Origin of the sequence: Streptomyces cacaoi, from assembly GCF_006539165.1 — a bacterium.
Taxonomy (GTDB): Bacteria; Actinomycetota; Actinomycetes; order Streptomycetales; family Streptomycetaceae; genus Streptomyces; species Streptomyces cacaoi.
Genome location: NZ_BJMM01000025.1, coordinates 1 through 23,009, shown reverse-complemented (window position 1 = coordinate 23,009; position 23,009 = coordinate 1). Strand labels below are relative to the sequence as shown.

General features: G+C 74.4%; 19 protein-coding genes. 8 read left to right on the top strand and 11 right to left on the bottom strand.

Annotation, left to right across the window (positions count from 1 at the left end):
- Positions 1-36: 36 nt before the first annotated feature.
- Positions 37-615 carry a Uma2 family endonuclease gene (locus tag SCA03_RS21885; protein ID WP_086817928.1) on the bottom strand — a complete coding sequence of 193 codons (579 nt, stop codon included), beginning with the start codon at positions 613-615 and terminating at the stop codon, positions 37-39.
- 111 nt (positions 616-726) lie between these two features.
- The gene (locus SCA03_RS21880) at positions 727-2,010 is read right to left on the bottom strand and encodes an adenylosuccinate synthase (protein WP_030885643.1); all 1,284 of its coding nucleotides are present in this window, start codon (positions 2,008-2,010) and stop codon (positions 727-729) included.
- Positions 2,011-2,530: 520 nt separating this feature from the next.
- Between SCA03_RS21880 and SCA03_RS37315 the strand changes: the two genes are divergently transcribed.
- On the top strand, positions 2,531-3,862 hold the full coding sequence (locus tag SCA03_RS37315) for a diacylglycerol kinase family protein (protein WP_371863968.1): 1,332 nt from the start codon (positions 2,531-2,533) through the stop codon (positions 3,860-3,862).
- Between the two features lie 105 nt (positions 3,863-3,967).
- Here the strand turns inward: SCA03_RS37315 and SCA03_RS21870 are convergent, their stop codons facing one another.
- The 3 genes from SCA03_RS21870 to SCA03_RS21860 all read right to left on the bottom strand — a co-directional run bounded on the left by SCA03_RS21870 (position 3,968) and on the right by SCA03_RS21860 (position 7,366).
- A complete protein-coding gene (locus SCA03_RS21870) occupies positions 3,968-5,152 on the bottom strand; it encodes a hypothetical protein (protein ID WP_086818180.1) in 1,185 nt (394 codons plus the stop codon).
- Entirely contained in the window at positions 5,149-6,597 is a 1,449-nt protein-coding gene (locus tag SCA03_RS21865; protein WP_086818181.1) for a hypothetical protein, read from the bottom strand. The genes SCA03_RS21870 and SCA03_RS21865 overlap by 4 nt, the downstream gene beginning before the upstream one ends.
- Positions 6,598-6,820: 223 nt before the next feature.
- On the bottom strand, positions 6,821-7,366 hold the full coding sequence (locus SCA03_RS21860; RefSeq protein WP_030885631.1) for a GbsR/MarR family transcriptional regulator: 546 nt from the start codon (positions 7,364-7,366) through the stop codon (positions 6,821-6,823).
- Positions 7,367-7,681: 315 nt separating this feature from the next.
- Here SCA03_RS21860 and SCA03_RS21855 point away from each other — a divergent pair, with 315 nt between their 5' ends.
- Both SCA03_RS21855 and SCA03_RS21850 read left to right on the top strand, forming a co-directional pair.
- A complete protein-coding gene (locus tag SCA03_RS21855; RefSeq protein ID WP_086817844.1) occupies positions 7,682-8,815 on the top strand; it encodes an ABC transporter ATP-binding protein in 1,134 nt (377 codons plus the stop codon).
- Complete coding sequence (locus tag SCA03_RS21850; protein WP_086817843.1) at positions 8,812-10,482, top strand: ABC transporter permease; 1,671 nt, start codon at positions 8,812-8,814, stop codon at positions 10,480-10,482. The genes SCA03_RS21855 and SCA03_RS21850 overlap by 4 nt, the downstream gene beginning before the upstream one ends.
- A 66-nt stretch (positions 10,483-10,548) precedes the next feature.
- On the opposite strand, the gene SCA03_RS21845 is transcribed toward SCA03_RS21850, so the two are convergent.
- Positions 10,549-12,474 carry a protein kinase domain-containing protein gene (locus SCA03_RS21845; protein WP_037849403.1) on the bottom strand — a complete coding sequence of 642 codons (1,926 nt, stop codon included), beginning with the start codon at positions 12,472-12,474 and terminating at the stop codon, positions 10,549-10,551.
- A 425-nt stretch (positions 12,475-12,899) separates the two neighbouring features.
- On the opposite strand from SCA03_RS21845, the gene SCA03_RS21840 reads away from it, so the two are divergent.
- The 4 genes from SCA03_RS21840 (at position 12,900) to SCA03_RS21825 (ending at position 17,216) form a co-directional block, all read left to right on the top strand.
- Positions 12,900-13,727, top strand: coding sequence for a DUF4956 domain-containing protein (locus tag SCA03_RS21840; RefSeq protein ID WP_078874639.1), 828 nt, complete (start codon positions 12,900-12,902; stop codon positions 13,725-13,727).
- The gene (locus SCA03_RS21835; protein ID WP_030885619.1) at positions 13,724-14,542 is read left to right on the top strand and encodes a VTC domain-containing protein; all 819 of its coding nucleotides are present in this window, start codon (positions 13,724-13,726) and stop codon (positions 14,540-14,542) included. Before SCA03_RS21840 ends, SCA03_RS21835 begins: the two co-directional genes overlap by 4 nt.
- A gap of 188 nt (positions 14,543-14,730) precedes the next feature.
- Positions 14,731-15,396 carry a DUF4232 domain-containing protein gene (locus SCA03_RS21830; RefSeq protein ID WP_086818427.1) on the top strand — a complete coding sequence of 222 codons (666 nt, stop codon included), beginning with the start codon at positions 14,731-14,733 and terminating at the stop codon, positions 15,394-15,396.
- A gap of 635 nt (positions 15,397-16,031) precedes the next feature.
- Positions 16,032-17,216 (top strand): helix-turn-helix domain-containing protein, encoded by a 1,185-nt coding sequence (locus tag SCA03_RS21825; RefSeq protein WP_141275588.1) that lies wholly within the window; start codon positions 16,032-16,034, stop codon positions 17,214-17,216.
- 335 nt (positions 17,217-17,551) lie between these two features.
- Here the strand turns inward: SCA03_RS21825 and SCA03_RS21820 are convergent, their stop codons facing one another.
- From SCA03_RS21820 to SCA03_RS21805, 4 genes are all read right to left on the bottom strand, one after another.
- Positions 17,552-17,800, bottom strand: coding sequence for a hypothetical protein (locus SCA03_RS21820; protein ID WP_051857177.1), 249 nt, complete (start codon positions 17,798-17,800; stop codon positions 17,552-17,554).
- A gap of 127 nt (positions 17,801-17,927) precedes the next feature.
- Positions 17,928-19,166, bottom strand: a complete 1,239-nt coding sequence (locus SCA03_RS21815) for a helix-turn-helix domain-containing protein (RefSeq protein WP_030885606.1) — start codon at positions 19,164-19,166, stop codon at positions 17,928-17,930.
- 192 nt (positions 19,167-19,358) lie between these two features.
- On the bottom strand, positions 19,359-20,621 hold the full coding sequence (locus SCA03_RS21810; protein ID WP_051857176.1) for a helix-turn-helix domain-containing protein: 1,263 nt from the start codon (positions 20,619-20,621) through the stop codon (positions 19,359-19,361).
- A 71-nt stretch (positions 20,622-20,692) separates the two neighbouring features.
- Positions 20,693-21,145: an Lrp/AsnC family transcriptional regulator gene (locus SCA03_RS21805; RefSeq protein ID WP_030885600.1), complete on the bottom strand. Its 453-nt coding sequence runs from the start codon at positions 21,143-21,145 to the stop codon at positions 20,693-20,695.
- 109 nt (positions 21,146-21,254) lie between these two features.
- Between SCA03_RS21805 and SCA03_RS21800 the strand changes: the two genes are divergently transcribed.
- The gene (locus SCA03_RS21800; RefSeq protein ID WP_170298105.1) at positions 21,255-21,899 is read left to right on the top strand and encodes a LysE family translocator; all 645 of its coding nucleotides are present in this window, start codon (positions 21,255-21,257) and stop codon (positions 21,897-21,899) included.
- A gap of 335 nt (positions 21,900-22,234) precedes the next feature.
- On the opposite strand, the gene SCA03_RS21795 is transcribed toward SCA03_RS21800, so the two are convergent.
- A partial coding sequence (locus tag SCA03_RS21795; RefSeq protein WP_141275587.1) for a sensor histidine kinase occupies positions 22,235-23,009 on the bottom strand: 775 nt, incomplete at its 5' end.

Here is a 23,009-nt window from a genome sequence, read left to right as displayed (position 1 = left end):
CTTCAGCGGATCCAGTCCTTCAGCGGACCCAGTTCTTCAACGGACCCAGTTGTTCAGCGGCTCGGTGTCGAGGACGATGCCGACCGGGTCGGGCAGCTCGACGTCCTTGCCGAAGGGGATGCGCGCCGTGTGCTGGTACCGCACACCGTCCGGTTCGCTGTGGACGACGGCTTCCTGGCTGTCGCGGTCGATCAGCAGATAGACGGGGATGCGGCTCTCGGCGTAGGCGCGGGGCTTGTCGATGCGGCCCAGCCGGTCGGTGTCGGCGTCGTAGGACGTGATCTCGACCGTCATGAGGACGGGGGCGGGGCCCGCCCATTCGCCGCAGCCGGCGAAGGAACCGCTGTGGGCGAGGGTGCCGTCGGGACGGGCGCGCCCGGTCCGGTAACTCTCGACCCGCAGGCCCTGTGACGTGTGCAGATCGAGCTCCGGGCGGGCCTGGATGCAGCGCCGGAGCAGCCACATGATGATCGTCTCGTGATCTCCGTCAGGCACGGCCTTCTCTCCGATCCGTCCGTCGATGAACTCCAACGTGACGGTCTCGGGGGCGGTGGAGGCGATCTGCTGGAACTCTTCCACCGACATGTGGGACGTGCGCTCGGCCGTAACCGTCATGTTGCCCCTCCTTCAAGGCGATGGCCAGTGTGGCCCGGCGCTGGAGGGATGCGGACGGCAAGCGGCCCCGGTTCACCCACAGGGGGGGGGAACCGGGGCCGAAGTCCCCTGTCAGAGGAAGGAGTTGACCTGGATGGTCTCGTCGCGGCCGGGGCCGACGCCGATGGCGGAGATCGGGGCGCCGGACATGTCCTCCAGTGCCTTGACGTAGGCCCGGGCGTTCGGGGGGAGGTCGTCGAAGGTCTTGGCCTTCGTGATGTCCTCCGTCCAGCCGGGGAGGTACTCGTAGACCGGCTTCGCGTGGTGGAAGTCGCTCTGGTTGTACGGGAGTTCCTCCACCCGCTCGCCCTCGATCTCGTAGGCCACGCAGACCGGGATGCGCTCCCAGCCGGTCAGCACGTCGAGCTTGGTGAGGAAGAAGTCGGTGAGGCCGTTGACGCGCGTCGCGTAGCGGGCGATGACCGCGTCGAACCAGCCGCAGCGCCGGTTGCGCCCGGTGGTGACGCCGAACTCGCCGCCGATGCGGCGCAGCGCCTCGCCGTCGTCGTCGAACAGCTCCGTGGGGAAGGGCCCGGCGCCGACGCGGGTCGTGTACGCCTTGAGGATGCCGATCACCCGGTTGATCTTCGTCGGGCCGACGCCGGAGCCCGTGCAGGCGCCGCCGGCGGTCGGGTTGGACGAGGTGACGAACGGATAGGTGCCGTGGTCGACGTCCAGGAGGGTGCCCTGGCCGCCCTCGAACAGGACGACCTTGCCCTCGTCGACGGCGTTGTTGAGGACGAGCGCCGTGTCGGCGACATAGCCCTTGATCTGCTCGGCGTAGCCCAGGAGTTCGTCGACGACCTGCTGGGCGGAGATGGCCCGGCGGTTGTAGAGCTTGGCGAGCACCTGGTTCTTGAAGTCGAGCGCGGCCTCGACCTTCTGCAACAGGATCGACTCGTCGAACAGGTCCTGGACGCGGATGCCCACCCGGTTGATCTTGTCGGCGTAGGTCGGGCCGATGCCGCGCCCGGTGGTGCCGATCCGGCGCTTGCCCAGGAAGCGCTCGGTGACCTTGTCCAGCGTCTCGTGGTACGGCGTGATCAGATGCGCGTTACCGCTGACCAGGAGCTTGGAGGTGTCCACGCCGCGGTCTTCCAGTCCGCTCAGCTCGGAGAGCAGGACCGAGGGGTCCACGACGACGCCGTTGCCGATGACAGGGGTGCAGTCCGGGGAGAGGATCCCCGACGGGAGCAGGTGCAGGGCGTACTTCTGATCGCCCACGACCACCGTGTGGCCGGCGTTGTTGCCGCCCTGGTAGCGCACCACGTAGTCCACGGACCCACCGAGCAGGTCGGTGGCCTTTCCCTTGCCTTCGTCACCCCACTGAGCACCGAGCAGCACAAGTGCGGGCACAGGCGTACACCCCTTCCGGGTGGGGCATGTCCCACGTGCACGGCGCTTTCCGCAATGCGAGAGCCGTGGAACGGTGCCCCGGATAGACCAAGCCCCTGGCGCAACAGCGACAGGGGCTCTTGCACCGAGAGATTACCCAACAATTCTCTCGACTGACGAACAGGGGAACCACGGCACCGGGCAGGCGGACCCCGCGCCGGGTGGCCGTACGAGCCGTAGCACGCTGCGTGGTGACGAGGGGCGCGTCGGTGCGCCCGTACGGGAACGGCGGCCCCGGTGGCTGTCCGGCGCGGCCCCGTGGGACGGGCGGGGCCGCGCCGGGCCCGCCCGTGCTCCGAACGAGGAAGGACCGAGGTGGACCGAGGTGTCGGCACCAGACGCGCCAGCTCCAGCGCCAGCTGAGGAACCCGGCGGCGAGGCGCACGCCGGTGGCGGATCCGGGCCCCGGGGCCGTCCCGGGCCGCGGGGCGGACGGGGTCGGGGGACGGCCCGGGGCGGCGCGGGCGGGGCGCCGCTGCTGGTGGTCGTCGATCCGGTCGCGCGGCTCACGGACGGCGAGTCCGTGCGGATCGCCCGCGATGTGCTGCGAGCCGGTGCGCCGGACGTGAAGCTGTGTCTGCCGGACGATCCGGAGGAGACGGCGCGCGCCCTCTCCCGGCGCGGCAACCGGCGGCCGGTGCTGGTCGGCAACGACCGGGCGCTGCTGCGTGCCGTGCGGCTGCTGCACCGGGAGCGGGCGCTGCACGAGGCGGCGCTGTCGCTGGTGCCGGTCGGCAACGGGCCGTCCGTGGCGCTGGCCCGCAGCCTGGGGCTGCCGCTGGACGCCGTCGCGGCGGCCCGCACCGTGCTCAACGGTGCCGAGCGCCCGCTCGGGCTCCTCGTCGACGACGCGGACGGCATCGTGCTGGGCGGGCTGCACATTCCCGCGCTCCCGCCGCATGTGCCGTCCGGCGCGGGCGGGCCCGTGCCGCCGCCCGCCTCCGGACCGGGCCTCGCCCCGGGGCCCGGCCCCGCAGCCGGTTCCGCATCCGGTCCCGGTTCCGGATCCGCACCCGGATCCGCTGCTGCCGACGGCGAGGCTCCCGGTGGCGGTGGTGTCACCGGTGCCTCCGCTCCCGGCGACGGCTCCGCTCCGGGTGACGGCTTCGGCGTCGGTTCCGGCTCCGGTTCCGGCTCCGGTGTCGGCTCCGGTTCCGGTGCGGCCGTCGGGCCGGGCGGCGGTGCGGTGCGGCGGGTGTGCCGGTCGCTGGCGCGGGCGGTGGTGCCCGCGGGGCTGCGGCGCGGCAGGGGCGGGCGCGACGCCGGTACGGGCGCCGTGCCGTCCGGGGCTGCCGGCGGGGCCGAGGCGGCCGGTGGCGCCCGGGGGGCCGCGGCGTCCGGGGCTCCGGGCGGCGGCGCCGGGGGACGGCCGCGGGGGTGCGGGAGCGTGCGGGACGGCGGCGCGGACGGTGGGGACGGTGGGGAAGCGGACGGGGAGTCCGCGCGGGCCGAGCCCCTGTTGCCGGGTGAGCCCGCGGTGCAGCGGCTGCGGGTGGAGGCGGACGGCGCGGTGCTGGCGGATGTGCAGACTCCGGTGGCGGAGGTCGGGGTGCGGGCCGGCCGGGACGACGGGCTCGCGGAGGTGACGGTGCAGCTGGCCGGTGCGCCGGCGCCGGTGCGGGCCGTGGCGCGTACCGTCACCGTCTCCGGCGCGGGGTTCCGCTACCGCGCCGACGCCTCCCGCGTGACCGGGCCCGTCCCGGCCCGCACCTGGACGGCGGTGCCCGCCGCCTGGCGACTCGTCCTGCCGCCGGGATCCGCTCCCGCACCGGTGCTCCGGCCGTCCCCGCCCACGGCCGGCGGCGACGGCTGAGGAGGGGCCCGGCGGCAGGTTGCGGGCGGTCAGGCCGGTGGGCAGCTGGGCGGATTCCAGGGAAGTCGGGCGGGTTGTGGGGGGCGAGGGGGGCGAGGGGGTGGGTCAGGGGAGGTGGAGGTGGGTGCAGGTGTGGGTTCTGGCGGAGTGCTGGGCGAAGGACTTCAGTGCGGCGCGTTCCCAGGCGCGGTCCTTCGTGCGCTGTGCGGCGCTGCGCCGGTCCTCGTGCCGGAGCGGGTCCCGGTAGGGCGGGCGGACGGTGAACAGGGCCCGTTCGCGGCTGCCGGGGCAGGTGGCGGAGGCCCAGTGGCCGCCGTCGTGCAGCCGGCCGGCGGCCGCGGTCGCGGGGTTCTTCCGCCGGTCCGTGTAGTCGTTCTCGGCGTGGTCGGCGCGGGCCGCCTGGGCGTACGGGCCGTACAGCGCCTCGAAGCGGTAGGCGACGGCGGCGGTCGGTTCGGTGGTGCCGAGCACACAGGTCTCCAGCGGGGAGGCCGCGCCCGGCCGGCCGCGTGCGCTCTCCCAGGCGCGGGCGGCCGACCGGCCCCGGCCGGGTATGCCGGCGCAGGTGCCCTTCGCGTCGTCGAGCGGGACGTCGTCGTAGGCGCCGACGGGCAGGGCGATGTCCCCGTCGCGCGGTGTCTTTCCGGTGCGGGCGCCGCAGCCCCAGTGGTCGTCGGCGTGTGCGGCGGCAGCGGTGGCGACGCGGGCGTAGCGGGTGCGTTCGCGCGGGTCGTCGACGGGCGCGGCCCCGTCGTCCCGGTCGGGCTCCGCCCGGACGGTGACCAGCAGGTCGTCCTTCTTCGCGCGGCAGTCGAGCAGGACGGCGGTCACCAGCTCGCCGCCGGGCGAGCCGCGGAGCGACTCGCCCGAGCTGAACAGGCCGTTCCAGCCGTGGCCCAGCGGCTGTGCGGGCAGGTCGCCGGGCACCTTCGGGTACATCCCGTCCAGGTCGTGCCGGTGGCCGCGGGCGGGGACGCCGTCCACGGAGGCCGAGAGGGTGACGTCGTGGAGGCCTTCCACCGTGCAGCTGGATCTGAGCGACGCTCCGCGCCCGTCCAGATCGCCCGTGGTCCGGCCGGAGACGGCGTCCTCGCCGTACGGGCCGTCGCCCAGCAGCGCCCGGGCCTCCGGGACGCCGAACACGCCGCCGCAGGCTCCGGCCAGTTCGCTCTCCCGCCGGTGCTCCCTCAGCAGCAGGAGTCCGCCCACCAGCGCGGCGACGAGGACGAGCGCACCGGCGCAGCGGACGTACCGTGCGGGCCGGCTGTCCGGCCATATCCAGCGGTTCACCGCGATGTCTCCTTCCGCCGGTCCGCCGGCGCCCAGTCCTGGGCCTCGCCGAGCAGTTCGGTGCCGTGGCAGTGCGACTGCCGTGCCCAGCCGGCGCGGGCGTCCAGATAGCGGTCGAGGGTGCGGCGGACGTCCGCGGACAGCTGGGCGCGTTCCTCCTTCGTGAGGTGGCCGGGCGCCGGGTCGGGGGTGCCGAGGCCGACGGCCACCCGGTGGTAGGTGCGTCCGCCGTCGCACACCGACCGTGCCCACAGGGCGAGTTCGGGCCCGTCGTCGCCGCCGGCGCTCTCGGGGATGTCCTCGTCGCCGGGTTCGGGGAAGTCGGGCCTGTCGCGGGCGCCGGGGACCGCGCCCTTGTCCGCGTGGTCCTCGTAGGCGGTGCGCGCGTGGACGCCGGACCAGCTGTCCGCCGTGACGTGGGCGAGGCCGGGCCGGTCCCGGTCGCGGATCCCGGGCTCGTCGGTGCCGGCGGAGCAGTGCGCGGTGCGCCGGCTGTAGCGGGTGTCGCCTTCGGGCCGCCAGGCGTCGGACGCACCGCCGTCCAGCCGGAGCTTCTTCGCGTCGAGCCAGGAGCACAGGGCGGCGCCGCGGGCGCGTTCCGCCTTGTCGGGCGCGGGCCGGCCGGCGAGCGGGCGGGTGCCGCAGTGCTGTTGGGCGGTGATCCGGTCGGCGACGCGTACCGCGGTGCGGGAGGCCGTGCGCCGTTCGGCCGCGGTGGGGCGGTAGTCGGTCTCGTCCGTCTGCGGGAAGTCCAGCCCGATGTGCAGGTCGTGCAGCGGGCGGGTGCGGCCGGTCAGTCCACCGGGGCAGCTCAGCGTCAGCGAGGCCACGACCCGGCCGTCGCTGTCGACGGTGACGGCGCCCTCCGCGTCGGACGGCAGCGGGAGGCCGAACGCGGCGTGCGCCGGGCGGGGTTCGGTCTGGTCGTCGAGGTCCTTGGAGAACCGGGGGATCCGGCCCGGCGCCGCCTCGGCCCGGAGCCGGATGCCGGAGGTGCCGAAGGGCTTCCGGTCGGGCTCCCAGGAGACCGTGCAGTCGAGCAGGGCGCGGCTGGCCCGGTCCGGGGTGAGCGACGTGCCGAACTCGCGGGTGGTGACCGTGGATTCGCGGGGGAGGACGGGACGCAGCCCGGCGGCCGGGAGGAGGCCCCGGCAGGCGTGGGCGACGCGCTTCTCGTTCGCCGCGCGGTGGTCCTCGTCGTCACAGGCCGCGGTGGCCGCGAGGAGGGCGAGGGCCAGCGCCGCCGTCGCGGTCGCGCGTGCCGTTCTCCGGGTGTGCGCCGCTCTCCGTGTGCCCGTGGCGCTCCGTGTGGCGCCGCCCGCCGTCTTCCGTGCGCGTGCGCCGCCTGCCGTGCCGCGTAGGCGCGTTGTGCCTGTGCGCGTTGTGGCCGGTGTGTGTGCGCTGCCGTCCGCGCCGGTGGCGCGACTCCCCCGTGTCGTGGCCATCCGGCCGACCCTAACAACCGGTGTACTGCTCCTTCGTTGCCTTCGTTGCCTTCGGGCCCTTCGGCTCCTTGGGCTCTTTCGCGGTCTTCGGGGTCTTCGGGGTATCCGGGGCCGTTCGCGGTGCGGGGCTCCGGGCGGGAGTACCGGGCCGGGTTCGCCCGGATCGTCGACTCAGCGGGTGGCCGGGCTCAGCGGGTGGCCGGGGCCAGCGGGTTCGCCGGGGTCACCGGGAGCGGCCGGAGCGGTGGGCGCGCCAGCGGACGAGCACCTGGTCGAGTTCCCGCTGGAGGAACTCGAAGAACTCGACGGCCTCGCCGAGGCGTTGGCCGGCGGGGGTGTCCGGGCCCAGCTCGCCGAGACCGGTGTGCATGGTGTTCCGCAGCCGGCCGAGGACGTTGTCGCGCCCGGCGACGGCGGTGAACCAGACCTCCTGGTGGAGCAGGTACCGCTCGCGCCGGGAGCCGGGGTCGCGCCGCCGGCTGATGAGGTTGACCTGGGCGAGGTAGCGGACGGCACCGGAGACCGCGGCGGGGCTGGCCCGGAGGCGTTCGCTCAGTTCGGCGGAGGTGAGGGCGCCGTCGTCGGAGGCGAGGAGGCAGGCGAAGACGCGGGCGGCCATGCGCTGCATTCCGGCCTCGGTGAGGTCGGCGGCGAACTGCTCGACGAAGGGGGAGACCCGCGTCTCGTAGTCCTGCGGGGTCCGCTCTCCGGTGTCTTCGGCGGGCGCGCCCTCGTGGTGGTGGGGCGTGTGCCCTGCTGCCTCTGTCACGGTGGCCGGTCTCTCCTTCGCTGTCGTGCCTGTCCCCCCGCCTGTCCCCACCTGCCCCGCCTGCCCCCGGGGCCCCGGCTCGTCCCCCGCCTTCCCGTCCCCCGCCTTCCCGGACCGTCTCCACCCGGACCGTCTCCACCAGGGCCGTCTCCACCCGGGGCCTGCCGTCCCGGGTTTTGCCGTCCAGGGCCCTGCCGTCCCGGGCCCTGTCTTCCCGGGCCGGAGCGGGTGCCAAGGGTGCCGGTGAGCGCCCAGAGAAGACTCTAACGGTTCCTTAACTTCATAAATTTGTGAAACCAGCGTAGCTTCCGAAATATGAACGCCGTCACAGCTGCCGCTCCCCCGACCGCCCCGCGGACGGCCGAGCCGGCGATTCTCGTCTCGGGACTGGTGAAGACCTTCGGCAGGACACGGGCGCTCGACGGGCTCGATCTGCGGGTGGCGACCGGGGAGGTGCACGGGTTCCTCGGGCCCAACGGGGCCGGGAAATCCACCACTTTGCGGATCCTGCTCGGCCTGCTGCGCGCCGACACCGGCACGGCCCGGCTGCTCGGCTCCGATCCGTGGGCGGACGCCGTCGCCCTGCACCGGCGACTGGCCTACGTACCCGGCGACGTCGAACTGTGGCCGAACCTGACCGGGGGAGAGGCCATCGATCTGCTGGCCCGGCTGCGCAGCGGGCACTCCGGGGCGCGCGGCGGGGTCGATCCCCGGCGGCGGGACGAGCTGATCGAGCGCTTCGGCCTCGACCCCACCAAGAAGGGCCGCACCTACTCCAAGGGCAACCGGCAGAAGGTCGCGATCATCGCTGCGCTGGCCTCGGACGCGGAACTGCTGCTCCTGGACGAGCCGACGGCGGGGCTCGACCCGCTGATGGAGGTCGTCTTCCAGGACGTGGTCCTCCAGGCCAAGGAGGCCGGCCGCACGGTGCTGCTCTCCAGCCACATCCTCGCCCAGGTCGAGAAGTTGTGCGACAGGGTGAGCATCATCCGGCTGGGCCGCACCGTGCAGTCCGGGTCGCTCGGCGAGCTGCGGCATCTGACGCGCACGACCATCGAGGCCGAGACCGACGGGCCGCTCACCGGGCTCGCCGAACTGCCCGGTGTGCACGGCCTGCGGACCGAGGGCGGCCGGGTGCACTTCGCCGTCGACGGCGCACACCTGGACGAGGCCGTCCGCCGTCTCGGCACGCTCGGCGTGCGCAGCCTGGTCAGCCACCCGCCCACCCTGGAGGAGCTGATGCTGCGGCACTACGGCGACGAACTCCCGGAACTGGCCGGGCTGTCCGGCACGGGGGAGGACGCCGCACCGGCCGCGCGGGGACCGGCCGCGCGGGGACCGGTCGCGCAGGGACCGGTCGCGCACGGGGAAGCGAGCGACGGCGCGGCCGGTGACGGTACGTCCGCCGACGGCTCCACCGCCCGCGGTGACGAGAGGGGCCGGGCATGAGCGGCGTCCTCGCCGGTGCGCCGGCCCGCGCCGGCACCGCGCCGGGACGGGACACCCGGCGGGGCTCCGGCACGCTCGCCGGTGCGGGCACGCTCTACCGGTTCGCGCTGCGCCGCGACCGGGTGCGGCTGCCCGCCTGGGTGCTGGCGCTCCTGCTGGGCACGCTGGTGCCGGCCGCCAAGTTCGAGGGCCTCTACCCCGAGGCGCACGACCGGGCGGCGGCGGCCGAGACCATGAGCAGCCCCGCGGCCCGCGCCATGACGGGCCCCGAGCACTTCCTGGACGGCGCCTACACCGTCGGCGCCATGATCGGCCACCAGATGCTCGGCTTCCTCGGGGTGCTGGTCGGCCTCATGAGCGTGCTCCTCGTCGTGCGGCACAGCCGCGAGGAGGAGGAGACGGGCCGGGCCGAACTCGTGCGCTCCTGCGTCGTCGGCCGCCATGCCGCGCTCACCGCGGCGCTCGGCGTCGCCGCCACCGCGAGCCTGGCCGTCGGGCTGCTGCTCGCCCTGCTCCTGCCCGGGCTCGGGGTGGACGGCGTCGACGCCTCGGGCGCCCTGGTGTACGGCGCGGCGCACACCGTGCTGGGTCTCGCCTTCGCCGGGGTCACCGCCGTCACGGTGCAGTTCACCGCGCACACCCGCGCCGCGTCCGGTGCCGCGCTGGCCGTCGTCGGCGCCGCCTACGCGCTGCGTGCCGCCGGGGACGTGGGCGCCGACGCGCTCTCCTGGCTCTCCCCCCTCGGCTGGGCCCAGCGCAGCTATCCGTTCGTGGACGACCGGGTCTGGCCGCTGCTGCTCACGCTCGCCTTCGCGGCCGCCGTCGCCGGATGCGGCTATCTGCTCAGCACCCGGCGCGACGTGGGCGCCGGGCTGCGCGCGTCACGGCCGGGACCGGCGCGCGCGGGCGCGGCCCTCGGCCATCCGCTCGGGCTCGCGCTGCGGCTCCAGCGCGGGCTGCTGGCGGGATTCGCCGCCGCACTGGTGCTGTTGGGCGTGGTGTACGGCTCGATCCTCGGCGACGTCGAGGACATGCTGGGCGAGGTCGAGCAGGTGCGGCGGGCTCTCGCCGCGATGGGCGGCTCGGTCACGGAGTCCTTCGCCTCGACGGTGATGATCGTGCTGGCCGTCGTCGCCGCCGTGTACGCCGTGATGGCGACGCTGCGGTCACGGGCCGAGGAGGCGGCGGGGCGCGCCGAGCCGCTGCTGGCCACCGCGCTGTCGCGCTCCCGGTGGGCCGGCGGCCATCTGGCCGTGGCGGCGGCCGGGGGCACGCTGGTGCTGCTGGCGGGCGGGCTCGGCTTCGGGGCGGCGGGCGCCGCCTCCACCGGTGACGCCTCGCTCGTCCTCGAACTCGCCGGCTCCGCCCTGGCGTACGCACCGGCGGTGTGGGTGACGGCGGGACTCGCCCTGCTGCTGTACGGCTGGGTACCGAGGGCGGCGGGCGCGGCCTGGGTGGTGCCCCTGTACGGCTTCCTCGTCGGCTATCTGGGCAGCCTGCTGGACTTCCCGGACGGGATGAACAACCTCTCACCGTTCGGCCATGTGCCCCGGCTGCCGCTCGCCGACGTGGAACTGCTGCCGCTCGTCCTCCTCACCGCACTGGCGGCCGTGCTGAGCGCCGCCGGGCTGTGGGGCCTGCGCCGCCGGGACCTCCGGCTCACCTGAGCACGGGGCGCTGCGGGAGCGCCCCGGCCGACGTCCGGCGGGGCCGGCGCGGGGCCCCGCCGGACGTCACCAGGGGTTGGTGTCGGCCTTCGGGATGCGCGCCTCCTGCACACGGGAGAGCCGCAGCACGACGACCACGGCGAGCACCGTGACGGTCAGCCCGATGGCCGAGGCGACCTGCCCGAACACCGCGTCCTCGGCGACCGTGGAGAGCGAACTGTCCAGGTACAGGCCGGAGACGAAGGACAGCGGCTGGAGGAACAGGAACGCCACCCAGGCCGCCCACCACACCCGCAGCAGCCACGGCGTGAGCACGCTGCGGCGCTTCTTCGCCGGGTCCTTGGACGCCTTCCAGACGTCGTTCGTCACGCGCTTGGGAATCCACAGGTTCGCCACGGGGATGAACCAGGAGCCCACCGCCATGGACACCGTGTGCCGGATCCCGCCCGGCCGGAACAGCTCGGCGTTGCGCCGCAGCCGGCGGAACCAGAGGCACCACAGCACGACCACCGGCACCGTGGTGAGCGCCGTCAGCACGTCCGCCATCACGGAGTTGTACCGGAGGGTGTTGACGTGCGGGATCTTGTTGGCGGACGCCACGATCCGGGAGCCGGCGCCGTACTCCCGCGCGCTGCTCTCCACCGACTCGTACACGTTCAGCCGCAGCAGCAGCGCGACGGCGAACACCGCCAGCAGCACCACGAGCGCGATGGACAGCCCGCGCGGGTTCGTCAGCTGGTACCGCGGCGGCAGGCCGAGCCCGGGTGGCGGGCTGTGCCACATACCGCCGGGGCCCGGGCCCAGGCCGGGCGGCGGGCTCGCCCAGGCGCCCGCCGGCACACCGGCGGGACCGGCCACGGGGCCCGGCTGCCCCGGGTGCGGCGTGCTGTACGGGTTGCCGTGCGGCGGTGTGCCGGGCCCGGCGGACGGCGGAGGCATGGTGACGGGCGGCCCGAACGAGCCGGTCGGCTGGGCTCCGTCCGCGGCGACGGCGGCGGCGTTCCGTGCGGGCTCCCGCCCGGCGGGCTCGGCCGCGCCGGCGGACTCCGGGTCCTCGCTGTCGAGCAGATGCACCGCGTGCCGGCCCAGCTGGGCGAGGACGGCGCCCGGCAGCCACGCGCCGTCGAGCATCGTCCGCCCGGCCTCCGTGTCGCTCCCGGCGGCGCCGTCCTCGTCGCCGAACGCGGCCAGCAGGGCGTCCGGCGTGGGCCGTTGCTCGGGGTCCTTGTGCAGGGCGGCGGCGATCGGCTCGTGCAGCGACTCGGGCAGGCCCCGCAGATCGGGGTCCTCGGCGGCGACGCGGAAGAGCAGCGAGTGCACCCCGCCCTCCTGCGTGCCGAACGGCAGCCGGCCGGTGGCCGTGTAGGACAGGACGGCGCCCAGGCAGAACACGTCGCTCGCGGGCGTCACACGCTCCCCGCGCACCTGCTCGGGCGACATGAAGCCGGGCGAGCCGACGACGACGCCCGTGCTGGTCAGCCCGGAAGCCGACTGCGCGGACGCGTCCAGCGCGCGGGCGATGCCGAAGTCGATGACGCGCGGCCCGTCGATCGTCACCAGCACGTTCGACGGCTTCAGATCGCGGTGGACGAGCCCGGCGCCGTGGATGGCCCGCAGCGCGTGGCAGAGCCCCACGGCGAGCGCCCGCACCGAGTGCTCGGGCAGCGGACCGTACTGCTCGCCGACCACCTCGGCCAGCGAGGGCCCGGCGACATATCCGGTGGCCACCCACGGCGTCTCGGCCTCGGTGTCGGCGTCCAGCACCGGCGCCGTCCACTCCTCGCCCACCCGGCGGGCGGCCCCGACCTCCTGCGCGAATCTGCGCCGGAACCCCTCGTCGCGGGCCAGCTCCGCCTGGACGACCTTCACCGCGACCGTCCGGCCGCGCCGCGACCGCGCGAGGTACACGCGGCCCATGCCGCCCTCTCCGAGCTTGGCGAGCAGTCGGTACTCGCCGATCCAGCCCGGGTCGTCGGCGCTCAGCCCGTCCATCCGCTCAGCCCCTCCATCGACGACCGTCCCCTTCCCCCGGCCCGGACCCGGGCCTCGGCGTTTGCACGAGGATAGGGCTCATGCCCTCCGTCGTGCGACGTGTGCCGGGCATCGCCCGAACCCGCACGGTACCCGGACGGTTCCGCCGTCGTACGGCCGCCTGCCGCACATTCAGCGGAAGTTCGACGCCCGGGGCGGAACCCGCAGGAATGGGACGGTAGCCGCATCCGTCCCGGACCCGTACCGATCCCCTGTGCGCCCGCGAACGCCGCGGCCGGGCACGGGCCGGGGGGCGGCGAGGCACGGGGGCGGCGCGAGGCCGGCCGGGCAGAGGTGCTGCGGGGCAGCGGGACACGCAGGGAAGGGCCGCATCCTTAACGTCACGAGGAAGCCGCTTTAACCCGGCCGTCCCTACCGTCCTGGGCATGGATTCGCTCGGCCAGTTCCTCACACACCTGGTACTCGACCTCGTCGCCGTCGCGGTGCTGACCTTCGGGGTGTACTTCCCCCGGCACCGCCGCCGCGACCTGCTGCCCGCGTACCTGGCGCTGAACATCGCGCTGTTCGCGGTGGTCGCGGCCCTCGCCCGGGTCGGCGGCGACGGCGGAATGGCGCTCGGCTTCGGCCTGTTCGGCGTGCTGTCGATGATCCGGCTGCGCTCGGAGTCCATCCAGAACGAAGAGGTGGCCTACTACTTCACCACCCTCGTCATCGGGCTCCTCGCCGGTCTGCCGCACCTCCCGTTCGGCCTGACCGCCACGCTGTGCCTGCTGCCCGTCGTCGTGCTGTACGCCGCCGACCACCCGCGGCTGTACGCCCGCACCCGGCGCACGGTGGTCACCCTCGACGCCGCCGTGACCGAACCGGAAGCCGTGCGGGCCCGGATAAGCGCCCGGCTCGGGGAGCCGCTCGCCTGGAAGGTCACCGAGGTCGACTACGTCCGCGACCTCACCGTCGTCGACGTCCGCTTCCGCCAGCCGTCCCCGCACTCCCCGCAGTCCCGGCACACCGCGCCCGCGCACGCCCACCGGACACGGCCGGAAACGCCACCGGAATCCGCGGGGACGCGCACACCGGAGCCCGGCCGGGTACCCGTACCCGGAGACGCCGGAGATGCCGTCACGGCGGTGCAGGAGACCGCCGGGGGACGAAGCGGAACGTCCGTTCGTTACCAGGACGGCGACAGCGACACCCGTACGACGACGACGCCGACGCCTGCCACTGCCGCTCACCCGAGGGAGAACGCACGATGACCCCCGTCACCGCCGCCACCCGCCCCGCCCCGGCCCAGCGCGCGCTCGCCCGCGCCGCACTGGCCGCCCACCCCATCGGCCTGGACACCGTCATGGAGCGCGCCCAGCTGCTGGACCGCTACGACCGCTGCTACCTCGTCCCGGTCACGGCCTTCCAGGACATCGCGGCCCGGCTGACGGACCCGCGCCGCGACGAGCCGTTCAAGGCCCTGTCCATCGGCGGCCGGCGCTGGTTCCGGTACCACTCCACCTACTACGACACCCCCGGCCTGCGCGCCTACCACGACCACCGGCAGGGCCGCCGGCGCCGCTGCAAGATCCGCGAGCGGGTCTACCAGGACAGCGGTGAGCGGCAGTTCGAGATCAAGGTCAAGGGCGGCCGGGGCCAGACCCTGAAGTTCCGCCGCCGGCTCGGCGAGGCGTCCGAGCCTCTGGAAGGCGCCTCCCGCGACTTCCTCTCCCGCACCCTCGCCGACGTCTACGGCAGCGACTTCGACGTCCCGCAGGACCTGCGGCCCAGCCTCGTCACCGACTACACCCGCGCCACGTTCGTCGCCGACGGGCAGCGCATCACCTGCGACGCCGCGATGGTGTGCAGCGACCCGCAGGGCAACGAGGTGCACGCGGCCCGGGACATGGTGCTCATCGAGACGAAGTCCTACGGCCATCTGACCGAGGCCGACCTGCTGCTGCACGAACACGGCCACCGCGCGGCCGACTTCACCAAGTACGCCTCGCTGGCGGCGCTGCACCCGCAGCTGCCCGCCAACCGCTGGACCCGCAGCCTCGCGGAGACCTTCCCCCGGCACCGCTGAGGCGCGGCACCGTGCCCCCGGCCCCACCGGCCGGGGGCACGTTCGTGTCCGGAGTGATCCGGGTCACATTCCCTCCCCGGTCGTGAACCCGGCCGCCCCCCGCGGCATCAAACCGCCCGTAAGACCGACCGGCCGAACCGGTGGCCGCCCACCGGCGGGCGCCCGACGACCACTTGGGGGGAACGCACATGCGCGAGCTGCTCCGCACCCGCGCCGTCCGTGGCGCAGCGGCCGTCCTCGTCGCCGGCGCGCTGACCGGCACCGTCACCGCCTGCGGGGACGCCACGGCGGACGACCCGGCCAAGAACGCCTCCTCCCGGGAGCAGGGCTCAGGATCGGACTCCGGCGACACCGGCTCGGCCGCCTCCGGCCAGACCACCGGGAACGCGAAGGGCACCCAGACCGGCAACGGCGGCCGCACACCGACCTGTTCGGGCAGCGACCTGGCCGCCGGACTCGGCGGCGGGCGCGCCGCCACCCCCGACATGGACACCCCGGACGAGGTCACCCGGGCCGCCGTCTGGTTCAAGAACACCGGCTCGACCACCTGTGCGCTCAAGGGCTTCCCCGGCATCCGGATCAGCGGCCCCGAAGGCAGCGACGACCTGCGCCGCACCGCCCGGCACGCCCGCCCCGTGACGCTCGGGCCCGGCGAACGCGCCACCGCCGTCTTCTCGCTGCTCACCGGCGACAAGGACTCCGGCGAGAACCTGATCACCCCGGAGAAGGTCGCGACCACACCGCCCGGCACCACCCGGACCTTCGACCTGAAGTGGCCCTACGGCGGCGCCGTCCAGGTCCAGAGCACCGCGACCACCCCGGCAGCCACGGTCGAACCCGTCGGCGCCGGCTGATCCGTCCGGCGGCGGTCCTAGACGGGGGTCCACCGCCGGCCGAGGGGCCGTCCCCCGTGCGGCCCCAACACCCTGCGGGGGGTGCCCGTGCACCCTCCGCAGGGCCGTAACCACCCCGGCGCACAGCACTCCGCCGGGCACGAACCACCCCCCACCGACGGGCCCGAGGCACCCCGCCCCGGGCCCGTCGCCCTACCCCGTCGCCCCACCGCCGTCCGGACACCCGGGACGCCCGCACCGGCAGGGCGGAAACCGATCGCTGTACGTGACGGCCCCGCCCCGCGCGACCCCCACGACCCGCCTCGGCCCCCACACGACCACGACCCGCCCCTCCCCCTCCATCCGAACCCGCCCCACCCGCAGCGTCATCCGACTCCCCCCTCGGCTCATCGCGCGGCCTCGCGCAGTGTGTGCGGCGGTCTCCGTCTCGCGCGGGAGGGACACCGGCGCGCTCTGTCCTTCTGCCCGGCCGTCACCGTTCACGTTCGCTCTCCTTCGTCCGTGGAAGCTGCCACGCACGAGGAAATCCGGCGCACAATCGGGAGAACAGGGCGAACTCCGTGCACAGCAGGGGCGTTTGCCGGGCGGACCGGTGGAGCAGCGTGCAGCCGGGGAGAGGACCGGGAGGCGGCGGCATGGCCGAGCGGGTCAGGCGCACACGGCTCGCCGAGGTGCGGTGGGCGCACGGGTTCAGTCAGGAACGGCTGGCCGAGGCGATCGGCATGGAGGTCTCCGCCGTGCGGCGCTGGGAGCGCGGCGAGCAGTGTCCTCGGCCCGGACAACGGCGCGCGCTGTGCACCGTGCTGGGGCTCACCCCGGCCGAACTGGAGGCGCTGCTGGAGACCGACGAGCCGGAGCCGTCCCCGCCGGAGCGGGACGACGCGCTGGACGCGCTCGAACTGTCCCGCCTGGCCCAGGCTTCCGACGTGGGCGGCGGCGTGCTCGACGAACTGGACGAGCGCTTCGACGAGCTGGCGACCCGCTACCAGACCGTCCCTCCCGAGGCGTTGCTGGCGGAGGTCCGCCGCCACTGCGCCTACGTCGGCGAACTGTGGGACAAACGCGCCACCTTGGCGGAACGCCGCCGCCTGCACGCGCTCGGCGGCTGGCTCTCCCTGCTCGCCGCCACCCTGCACGTGGATCTGCGCAGCCCCGGCCCGGCCCGCTCCCGGCTGCGCACCGCTCGACTGCTGGCCCGGCACGCGGGCCACGCCGAACTGGAGGCGTGGACCTTCGAGACGGAGGCGTGGCGGGCGCTGACGACGGGGGACCACCGGCGCGCCGCGGACCTGTCCCGCGCGGCCCTGCACCGTGCGCCGCGCGGCTCGTCCGTCGAGATCCAGGCCACCGCGCAGGAGGGCCGCGCGCGGGCCCGCATGGGCGAGCGGCGCGCCGCGTACGAGGCCATCGACCGGGTGCGGAACCTCGCCGCCGGAATGCAGCTGACGGCACGCCGCGAACACCACTACCAGTACGACCCGGCCAAGGCTTCCTCGTACGAGGCGACGACCCTCGCGTGGGTGGGCGACCCGGCGGCCGAGGCCCCGGCCCGCGAAGTCATCGGCGGCGCACCCCCGGCGGACGCCACCGCCTGGCCCCGCCGGATCGTCACGGCCCACATCGACCTCGCCCTGGCGCTGCTCACCCAGGACCGCCTGGACGAAGCGTGCGAGGCGGCCCGCACCGCCCTCACCTCGGGCCGCGTCCTGCCCGCCAACCACTGGCGCGTCACCGAGATCCTCACCGCGGTGGAATCCCGCACCCTCCCGGAAGCCCGCGACCTCCGCGAGGCGTACGAAACCCAGACGCTGCGCCCCTGACCGGGCCGGGCCGAGGGCTCAGGCGGGTGGTGTGCCAGAGGTTCACGTCGAGAGCCGACGGACAGACACCGGACCCGCTCGACGCACCGGGGCCGCATCCCGTCACGGGGACGACGTCGTGCCCGGACGGTGATCGACGCCGCTGTCGGCCCGGACGTTCCCGTCCGGACATCCGGGACGCCCGCACCGGCAGGGCGGAAACCGGTCGCTGTACGTGACGGCCCCGCCCCGCGCGACCCCCACGACCCGCCTCGGCCCCCACACGACCACGACCCGCCCCTCCCCCTCCACCCGAACCCGCCCCACCCGCAGCGTCATCCGACTCCCCCCTCGGCTCATCGCGCGGCCTCGCGCAGTGAGGTGGCGAGCTGCTGTGCGGTCTCGGCCGTGCAGCTTCCCAGGGCGAGCAGCGGGGGACGGCCTCCCGGCACGCCGGGGACGGAGGCGAGGTCGACCCCGAGCGAGGGCAGCACGATCCCGTGCAGTGACAGCGCGTCGCGCAGGGAGTCCAGGGCGGCGTCGGCGTCGTGGAACGGGGCTCCGTCGGGCGAAGGGGGATTCGTGGGGTGCGACACGGTCGTCATGTGTGACCTCCTCGTGGGGAGTTCGGGCAGAACACGGACGACCGTAGGGAGATAAAAGGTACGGCTCCAGATGTGGAGAGTTGCCGTTCCTTGCTCGCCGCAACCGAGGGAGCACGCTACGTGCCTGTCAGCCGACCACGCCGAGGTGTGCGGCCATGTCCCGCATCTCCTGGGTGAGGGTCCGCTTGCGGGACGCCAGGATGTCGCCCATCAGATGGCGGGCCATCTTCTGGTGGCGGATCCATTCGGGAGCCTCCTGCCGGATGGGGGAGAGCTCGTCCATGGCGTCCTGGTGCGAACCGAGCAGTACGTGAGCCCGGGCGACGTCCATCCTGTGTCGGTACCAGCTGGCCGGGCTGGGCCTTCCGCACCGCGTCAGGGCCTTGGGGCTCACCGCTCCCTCGTCGGCCCGGCGCAGCACCCCGCGCGCGTTCCCGTCGAGTGCGAGGTCTTCGATGGCTTTCGCCTCCACCGTCACGGGCCCGAAGGTTCCCCAGTGCGTACCGAACCGGGACTGCTCCGCCCCGACGGCGCTGGCCGCCGTCGCCGCTCGGCGGCGGGCCTCGCGCGCGACCTCCGGCCGGTTGTTGCGCACGGCGGCCGCGGCGACCCGCAGCTGTGCTTCTCCCCAGGCGAGAGCGGTTCCCTGCGGATCGGACATGGTGGGCTCGATCTCGTCGGCGAGTCGGGCGGCGAGAGTCTCGCACTCGTCGAAACGGTCCTGCCGCAGCAGCAGCCAGCTGAGGCCGATCACCCCCGTGGCGGCCAGCAGCCGGTCGTCGGTGGACCGGGCGTCGTCGATGGCGCTCGCCAGCGCGGCGTAGGCCAGGTCGTACTGCCTGATCTGCACGAGGTACTTGCCCGTCAGCAACAGCACCCGTGCTCGGCATGTGAGCGCCCGGCTCCGGCCACGTTCGTCCCCGTCCTGCTGGTCGACCGCGCTGTGGGCCTCGTGGAGGAGACCGGGGAGCTCCAGCGCCACGGCCTCGTACCGGTCGCCGTGGTAGAGCCTGTGAACCTTGGAGACCTGCTGGGCCAGGGCGTCCAGCGCGACCGGTGGACCGCCCGGTGCCGGGTCTGACGCGGCCGAGAGCCCGATGGGCGGCATGAGTACCCGGCGCAGCGCCATGAGGCGACCGCTCGCTCCCTCGTCGTCCCGAACCGGCTCGGGCACCCCCGGCGCGAACAGGGCGGATGTCGTGGTGCCGAGCGCGCGGGCCAGCGCGTGCAGATTCTCCACGCGGGCGTTGCCCCCGGATTCCACCTTCTTGACGACGCCGAGGGACAGCCCCGCGTCGGCCGCGAGCTGTTCCTGCGTGAGGCCGGCGACCCGGCGGTGATGGCGGACATTGTCGGCAAGGGACATGGGACTCACCTCCCGGCAAGGGTATGCCCGTGCCGACCACACGCGGCACCGTCAACCCGCAGGCGGACACACGGAGTTGACCGGGAGAGGCAGGAACGCCACAGGCAGACCGGGGCCGCTCACCTGCGCCGCGCTTCATCACCAGGGCGGAGCCGAGGAGTTGACGCCGGGCGGGAGACGCACGCCCCGCGTCTACGCAGCAGGGGCGCTGTGGCCTGCTGCGCGGGGCCCCGTTCCAGGGTGCCGGGTGGTGACGCCGAGGAAGTCCGCGAGGGGGCGCAGGCCTTCGGGGCGGCGGGGGCCGTTCCACAGGTCGGTGACGATGGCGACGGCCAGGGTGTGGTGGCGCATCCAGGACGGTGCGATGCGGCGCAGCGACTCCAGCGTCTTGACGGCGCCCTCGGCGTTGCCCAGGTCGGTGTGGGCCCGGGCGACGTCCAGCAGGAGCCAGGTACGCCAGGAGGGTGGGATGTCCTTGCTGAGGCGCATGCCCCTGGCCAGCTCCAGGGCCTGAGCGGGGTGGCCGTGCTGTACGGCGAGACGTACCCGCTCGATGCGCACGGACGAACGGCTGAACACGGACACCATGCGGCCGTCGGACGCCGGGGGGAGATGTGCGAGGCGTGCCGTGGCCTTCTCGGCCGTGGTCATCATCTCGTCGGCGCGCGTGTAGTCGCCGCTGCGAGCGGCGCTGGTGGCCGCGGACATGATCAGGCCACCCCAGACGCGCAGCTCCTCCGCGGTGCGGATCCGATGCCGTTCGACCCCGTCGGCCGCGTGCACGGCGAGCGCACTGGCGTCGTCCAGCCTGTTCTGCCGCTGGTACGCCCACGCGACGGAGTTGGCCACCATCGGCACGAGCAGCGGGTCCGACGAGGCGCCGGCTGCGGCGTGTGCGCGTTCGAGGCTCGCCAGCGCGAGGTCCGTCTTGCCCAGCCGGATGGCCAGATGGCCGCCGAGCTGAAGTGCCTTGCCGAGCGCGGCGTTGCCCGCGCCGCGCTGGTCCGCCGTCCCGGCGGAGGCCAGCAGCCTGGCGTGCGCGACCATCCCCGGCAGGCCGTCCATCAGCCTGTCGAATTCCGCCGAGTGGTACAGCGTCCAGCCGTGCGCCAGTTGCTCTTTGAGGGAGGCGAGCGCGGGGACGCTGCCTGCGGGCGGTTCGGCCGGTGGCGCGAACAGCGGCGGCATGATGGCGCGCCGCACCGCCACGAGTTGCGGAGGATCGCCGCCCTCGTGCGAGGCGACGGCGGGTGGGTCCCCCATGAGGGCCGTCACCTCGACACCGAGCCCCCGTGCGAGCGCGTGCAGCGAGGGCAGCCGGGCGGAATGCTTCCGCTTCTGCTCCAGCCGGCGCAGCACGTCCACGGAGAGCCCGGCCCGCTCGGCCAGCTCCTCCTGCGTGAGGCCGGCGAGCCGGCGCAAGCGGCGCAGGCGGTCGCCGATGTGCTCAGCCATACGGTTCAGCGTAGCGCGGTGGGGGAACCGGAGGCGGGCGAAAACGGGGGGTGGGGTGGGCAGTTGGGCGCTCAGGCCGGGAGTGGTCGTTCGTGGACGACGTGTTTCATCACCAGGGTGGAGCTGAGGCGTTGGACGCCGGGGAGGGTGGCGAGGTTCTCGTCGTAGAGGCGTTGGAACGCGGCGAGGTCCGTGGTGACGATGCGCAGGAGGTAGTCCGGGTCGCCGAAGAGCCGCTGGGCCTGGATGACCTGGGGGAGGTCCGTGAGCGCCTGCTCGAAGGAGGCGATGGTGGAGCGGTCCTCCTGGCGCATGGTGACGAAGACGAGCGCGTCGAAGGCCAGGCCGACCCGGTCGGCGTCCAGTACGGCGCGGTAGCCGCGGATGGCCCCGCTGCGCTCCAGCTCACGCAGCCGGCGATGGCAGGGGGAGAGGCTGAGGCCCACGCGGCCGGCCAGCTCGGTGACCGTCAGCCGGCCGTCCTCCTGAAGCTCCGCAAGGATTTTCCGGTCCATGTCGTCCATGGGGAAGATTCTTCCACGTAAGCCCACTGCGGCGACCATTCAGGGAAACACATTCCGCCCGATTTTCCGTAATCTTCCTCCCAGCCGCCATCTGAGAGGAAGGACTGTTTTGGCCGTCAGCTCCATAGCCGCGTTCCTGGGCTTCTCGCTCTTCGCCGTGCTCGTGCCGGGCGCGGACTGGGCGTACGCGATCACGTCGGGACTACGGGACCGCTCCGTCGTGCCGGCGGTCGGCGGGCTGATGCTCGGCTACGTGGCGCTCACCCTCGTCGTCGTCGGCGGAGTGGCCGCGCTCCTCGCGCAGAACCCGGCCGTGCTGACGGCGGTCACCGTGCTGGGCGCGCTCTACCTGGTGTGGCTGGGCGTCACCACCTTCGTCGGCGCGAAGAACGCCACGGGGCCGCTGGCCGCCGCGCAGAACGGGGAGACGGCCCCGGCGTCCGGTCCCGCAGCGGGGCGGCGCGTCCTCAAGGGCGCCAGCGTCAGCGGGCTCAACCCGAAGGCGGTGCTGCTGTACGTCGCGCTGCTGCCGCAGTTCGCCGACAAGGGCGGGAGCTGGCCGCTGGCCGCACAGGTCGGGCTGCTGGGCCTGGTCCACATGGCGACGTCCGGCGTCGTCTACTTCGGCGTCGGCTCGCTGGCCCGCATCGTCCTGAGCGCCCGCCCGGTGGTGGCCCGCCTCGTCACCCGCGCCTCCGGCATCGCAATGATCGTCCTCGGCGCCTTCCTCCTGGTCGAACGCCTGACGGCCTGAGACGGCCCGAACAAGACCAACAGGCGCGATATGCGTATGTGGGCGCCAGGGAGCGGGGGTCTCCTAGAGGGGGCGGAGCCCCCTGCAGCGGGGGGCTGTCGGGGTGGGGGTGCCCCCGGACAGAGTCTGGGGGAAGAGCCCCCTGACGCCCGGCCGGCGAGGCCAAGGAGCTCAGAGCTTCGCTCTGAAGTGGGGCGAGCCAATCGGACGGACCGCACAGAGCACGGCAGCACCCCACCGAGGGGCAGCTGGCAAACAACGCCAGGGGACCGGGCCGCCCCAGAGGCAAGGCAGCACCAGGCGACGGACCGCGCAGAACGAGGCGCGCGGAGGCGCTAACCCGCCGGGCCGAACCGGCACACCACAGCGGCCCCCCGCCGGGCAGGCGACCGCGTGAGCCGCACCCCACCCCCGGAGTCCTCCGCGGCGGTCCGCGCGATGTCGAGCCCGAGCCCGGTGGACCCGGCCCCGCTGGCCCCCCGTTCGGCGACGGCGTCGTCGTCGAACCCGGGCCCGTCGTCCTCGACCCGCAGAACGGCGCAGCCGTCCTCGTCGGGGGAGGCCGGTTCGACGGTGAGCCACAGCCCGCAGCCCTCGGGCGTGTGGTCGAGCACGTTGCCGATCAGGGTGTCGAGGACGGCGGCGAGTTCGTCGGGCGCGACCCGGACGGGCACGGCCCCGCGGGGCAGGGAGACGGTGACGGCCCGGTCCTGGTCCTCGGCGAGCGGGGTCCAGAAGTCGGCGCGTTCCCTGGTGACGGCCGCGAGGTCGCACCGCTGGGTGCCGGGTTCGGCCCCGGCCCGCCGGGCGGCCCTGATCACCCCGTCGACGCTGCGTTCGAGCGCGGCGACGGACGCGCCGATCCGCGCGGCTTCTTCCTTGTCCCGCAGCCCCTCGGCGTCGAGCCGCAGCGCGGCGACGGGGGTGCGCAGCCGGTGCGCGAGGTCGGCGCCGCGCTCGCGTTCGGCGGTGACGAGCCCGTCGATACGCCGGCCGAGTTCGTTCAGCCGCCCGGCGAGCAGCCGTAGTTCGCGGGGCCCGGACGGTTCGGCGCGCGCGGTCAGTTCACCGCCGGCGAGCCGGTCGGCGGTGCCGGCGATACGGCGGGTG

Coding starts and splice junctions, on each gene's coding strand:
- SCA03_RS21885 (WP_086817928.1), bottom strand. CDS start 615: ATGACGGTTACGGCCGAGCGCACGTCCCACATGTCGGTGGAAGAGTTC.
- SCA03_RS21865 (WP_086818181.1), bottom strand. CDS start 6,597: ATGGCCACGACACGGGGGAGTCGCGCCACCGGCGCGGACGGCAGCGCA.
- SCA03_RS21855 (WP_086817844.1), top strand. CDS start 7,682: ATGAACGCCGTCACAGCTGCCGCTCCCCCGACCGCCCCGCGGACGGCC.
- SCA03_RS21850 (WP_086817843.1), top strand. CDS start 8,812: ATGAGCGGCGTCCTCGCCGGTGCGCCGGCCCGCGCCGGCACCGCGCCG.
- SCA03_RS21845 (WP_037849403.1), bottom strand. CDS start 12,474: ATGGACGGGCTGAGCGCCGACGACCCGGGCTGGATCGGCGAGTACCGA.
- SCA03_RS21840 (WP_078874639.1), top strand. CDS start 12,900: ATGGATTCGCTCGGCCAGTTCCTCACACACCTGGTACTCGACCTCGTC.
- SCA03_RS21835 (WP_030885619.1), top strand. CDS start 13,724: ATGACCCCCGTCACCGCCGCCACCCGCCCCGCCCCGGCCCAGCGCGCG.
- SCA03_RS21830 (WP_086818427.1), top strand. CDS start 14,731: ATGCGCGAGCTGCTCCGCACCCGCGCCGTCCGTGGCGCAGCGGCCGTC.
- SCA03_RS21825 (WP_141275588.1), top strand. CDS start 16,032: ATGGCCGAGCGGGTCAGGCGCACACGGCTCGCCGAGGTGCGGTGGGCG.
- SCA03_RS21820 (WP_051857177.1), bottom strand. CDS start 17,800: ATGACGACCGTGTCGCACCCCACGAATCCCCCTTCGCCCGACGGAGCC.
- SCA03_RS21815 (WP_030885606.1), bottom strand. CDS start 19,166: ATGTCCCTTGCCGACAATGTCCGCCATCACCGCCGGGTCGCCGGCCTC.
- SCA03_RS21810 (WP_051857176.1), bottom strand. CDS start 20,621: ATGGCTGAGCACATCGGCGACCGCCTGCGCCGCTTGCGCCGGCTCGCC.
- SCA03_RS21805 (WP_030885600.1), bottom strand. CDS start 21,145: ATGGACGACATGGACCGGAAAATCCTTGCGGAGCTTCAGGAGGACGGC.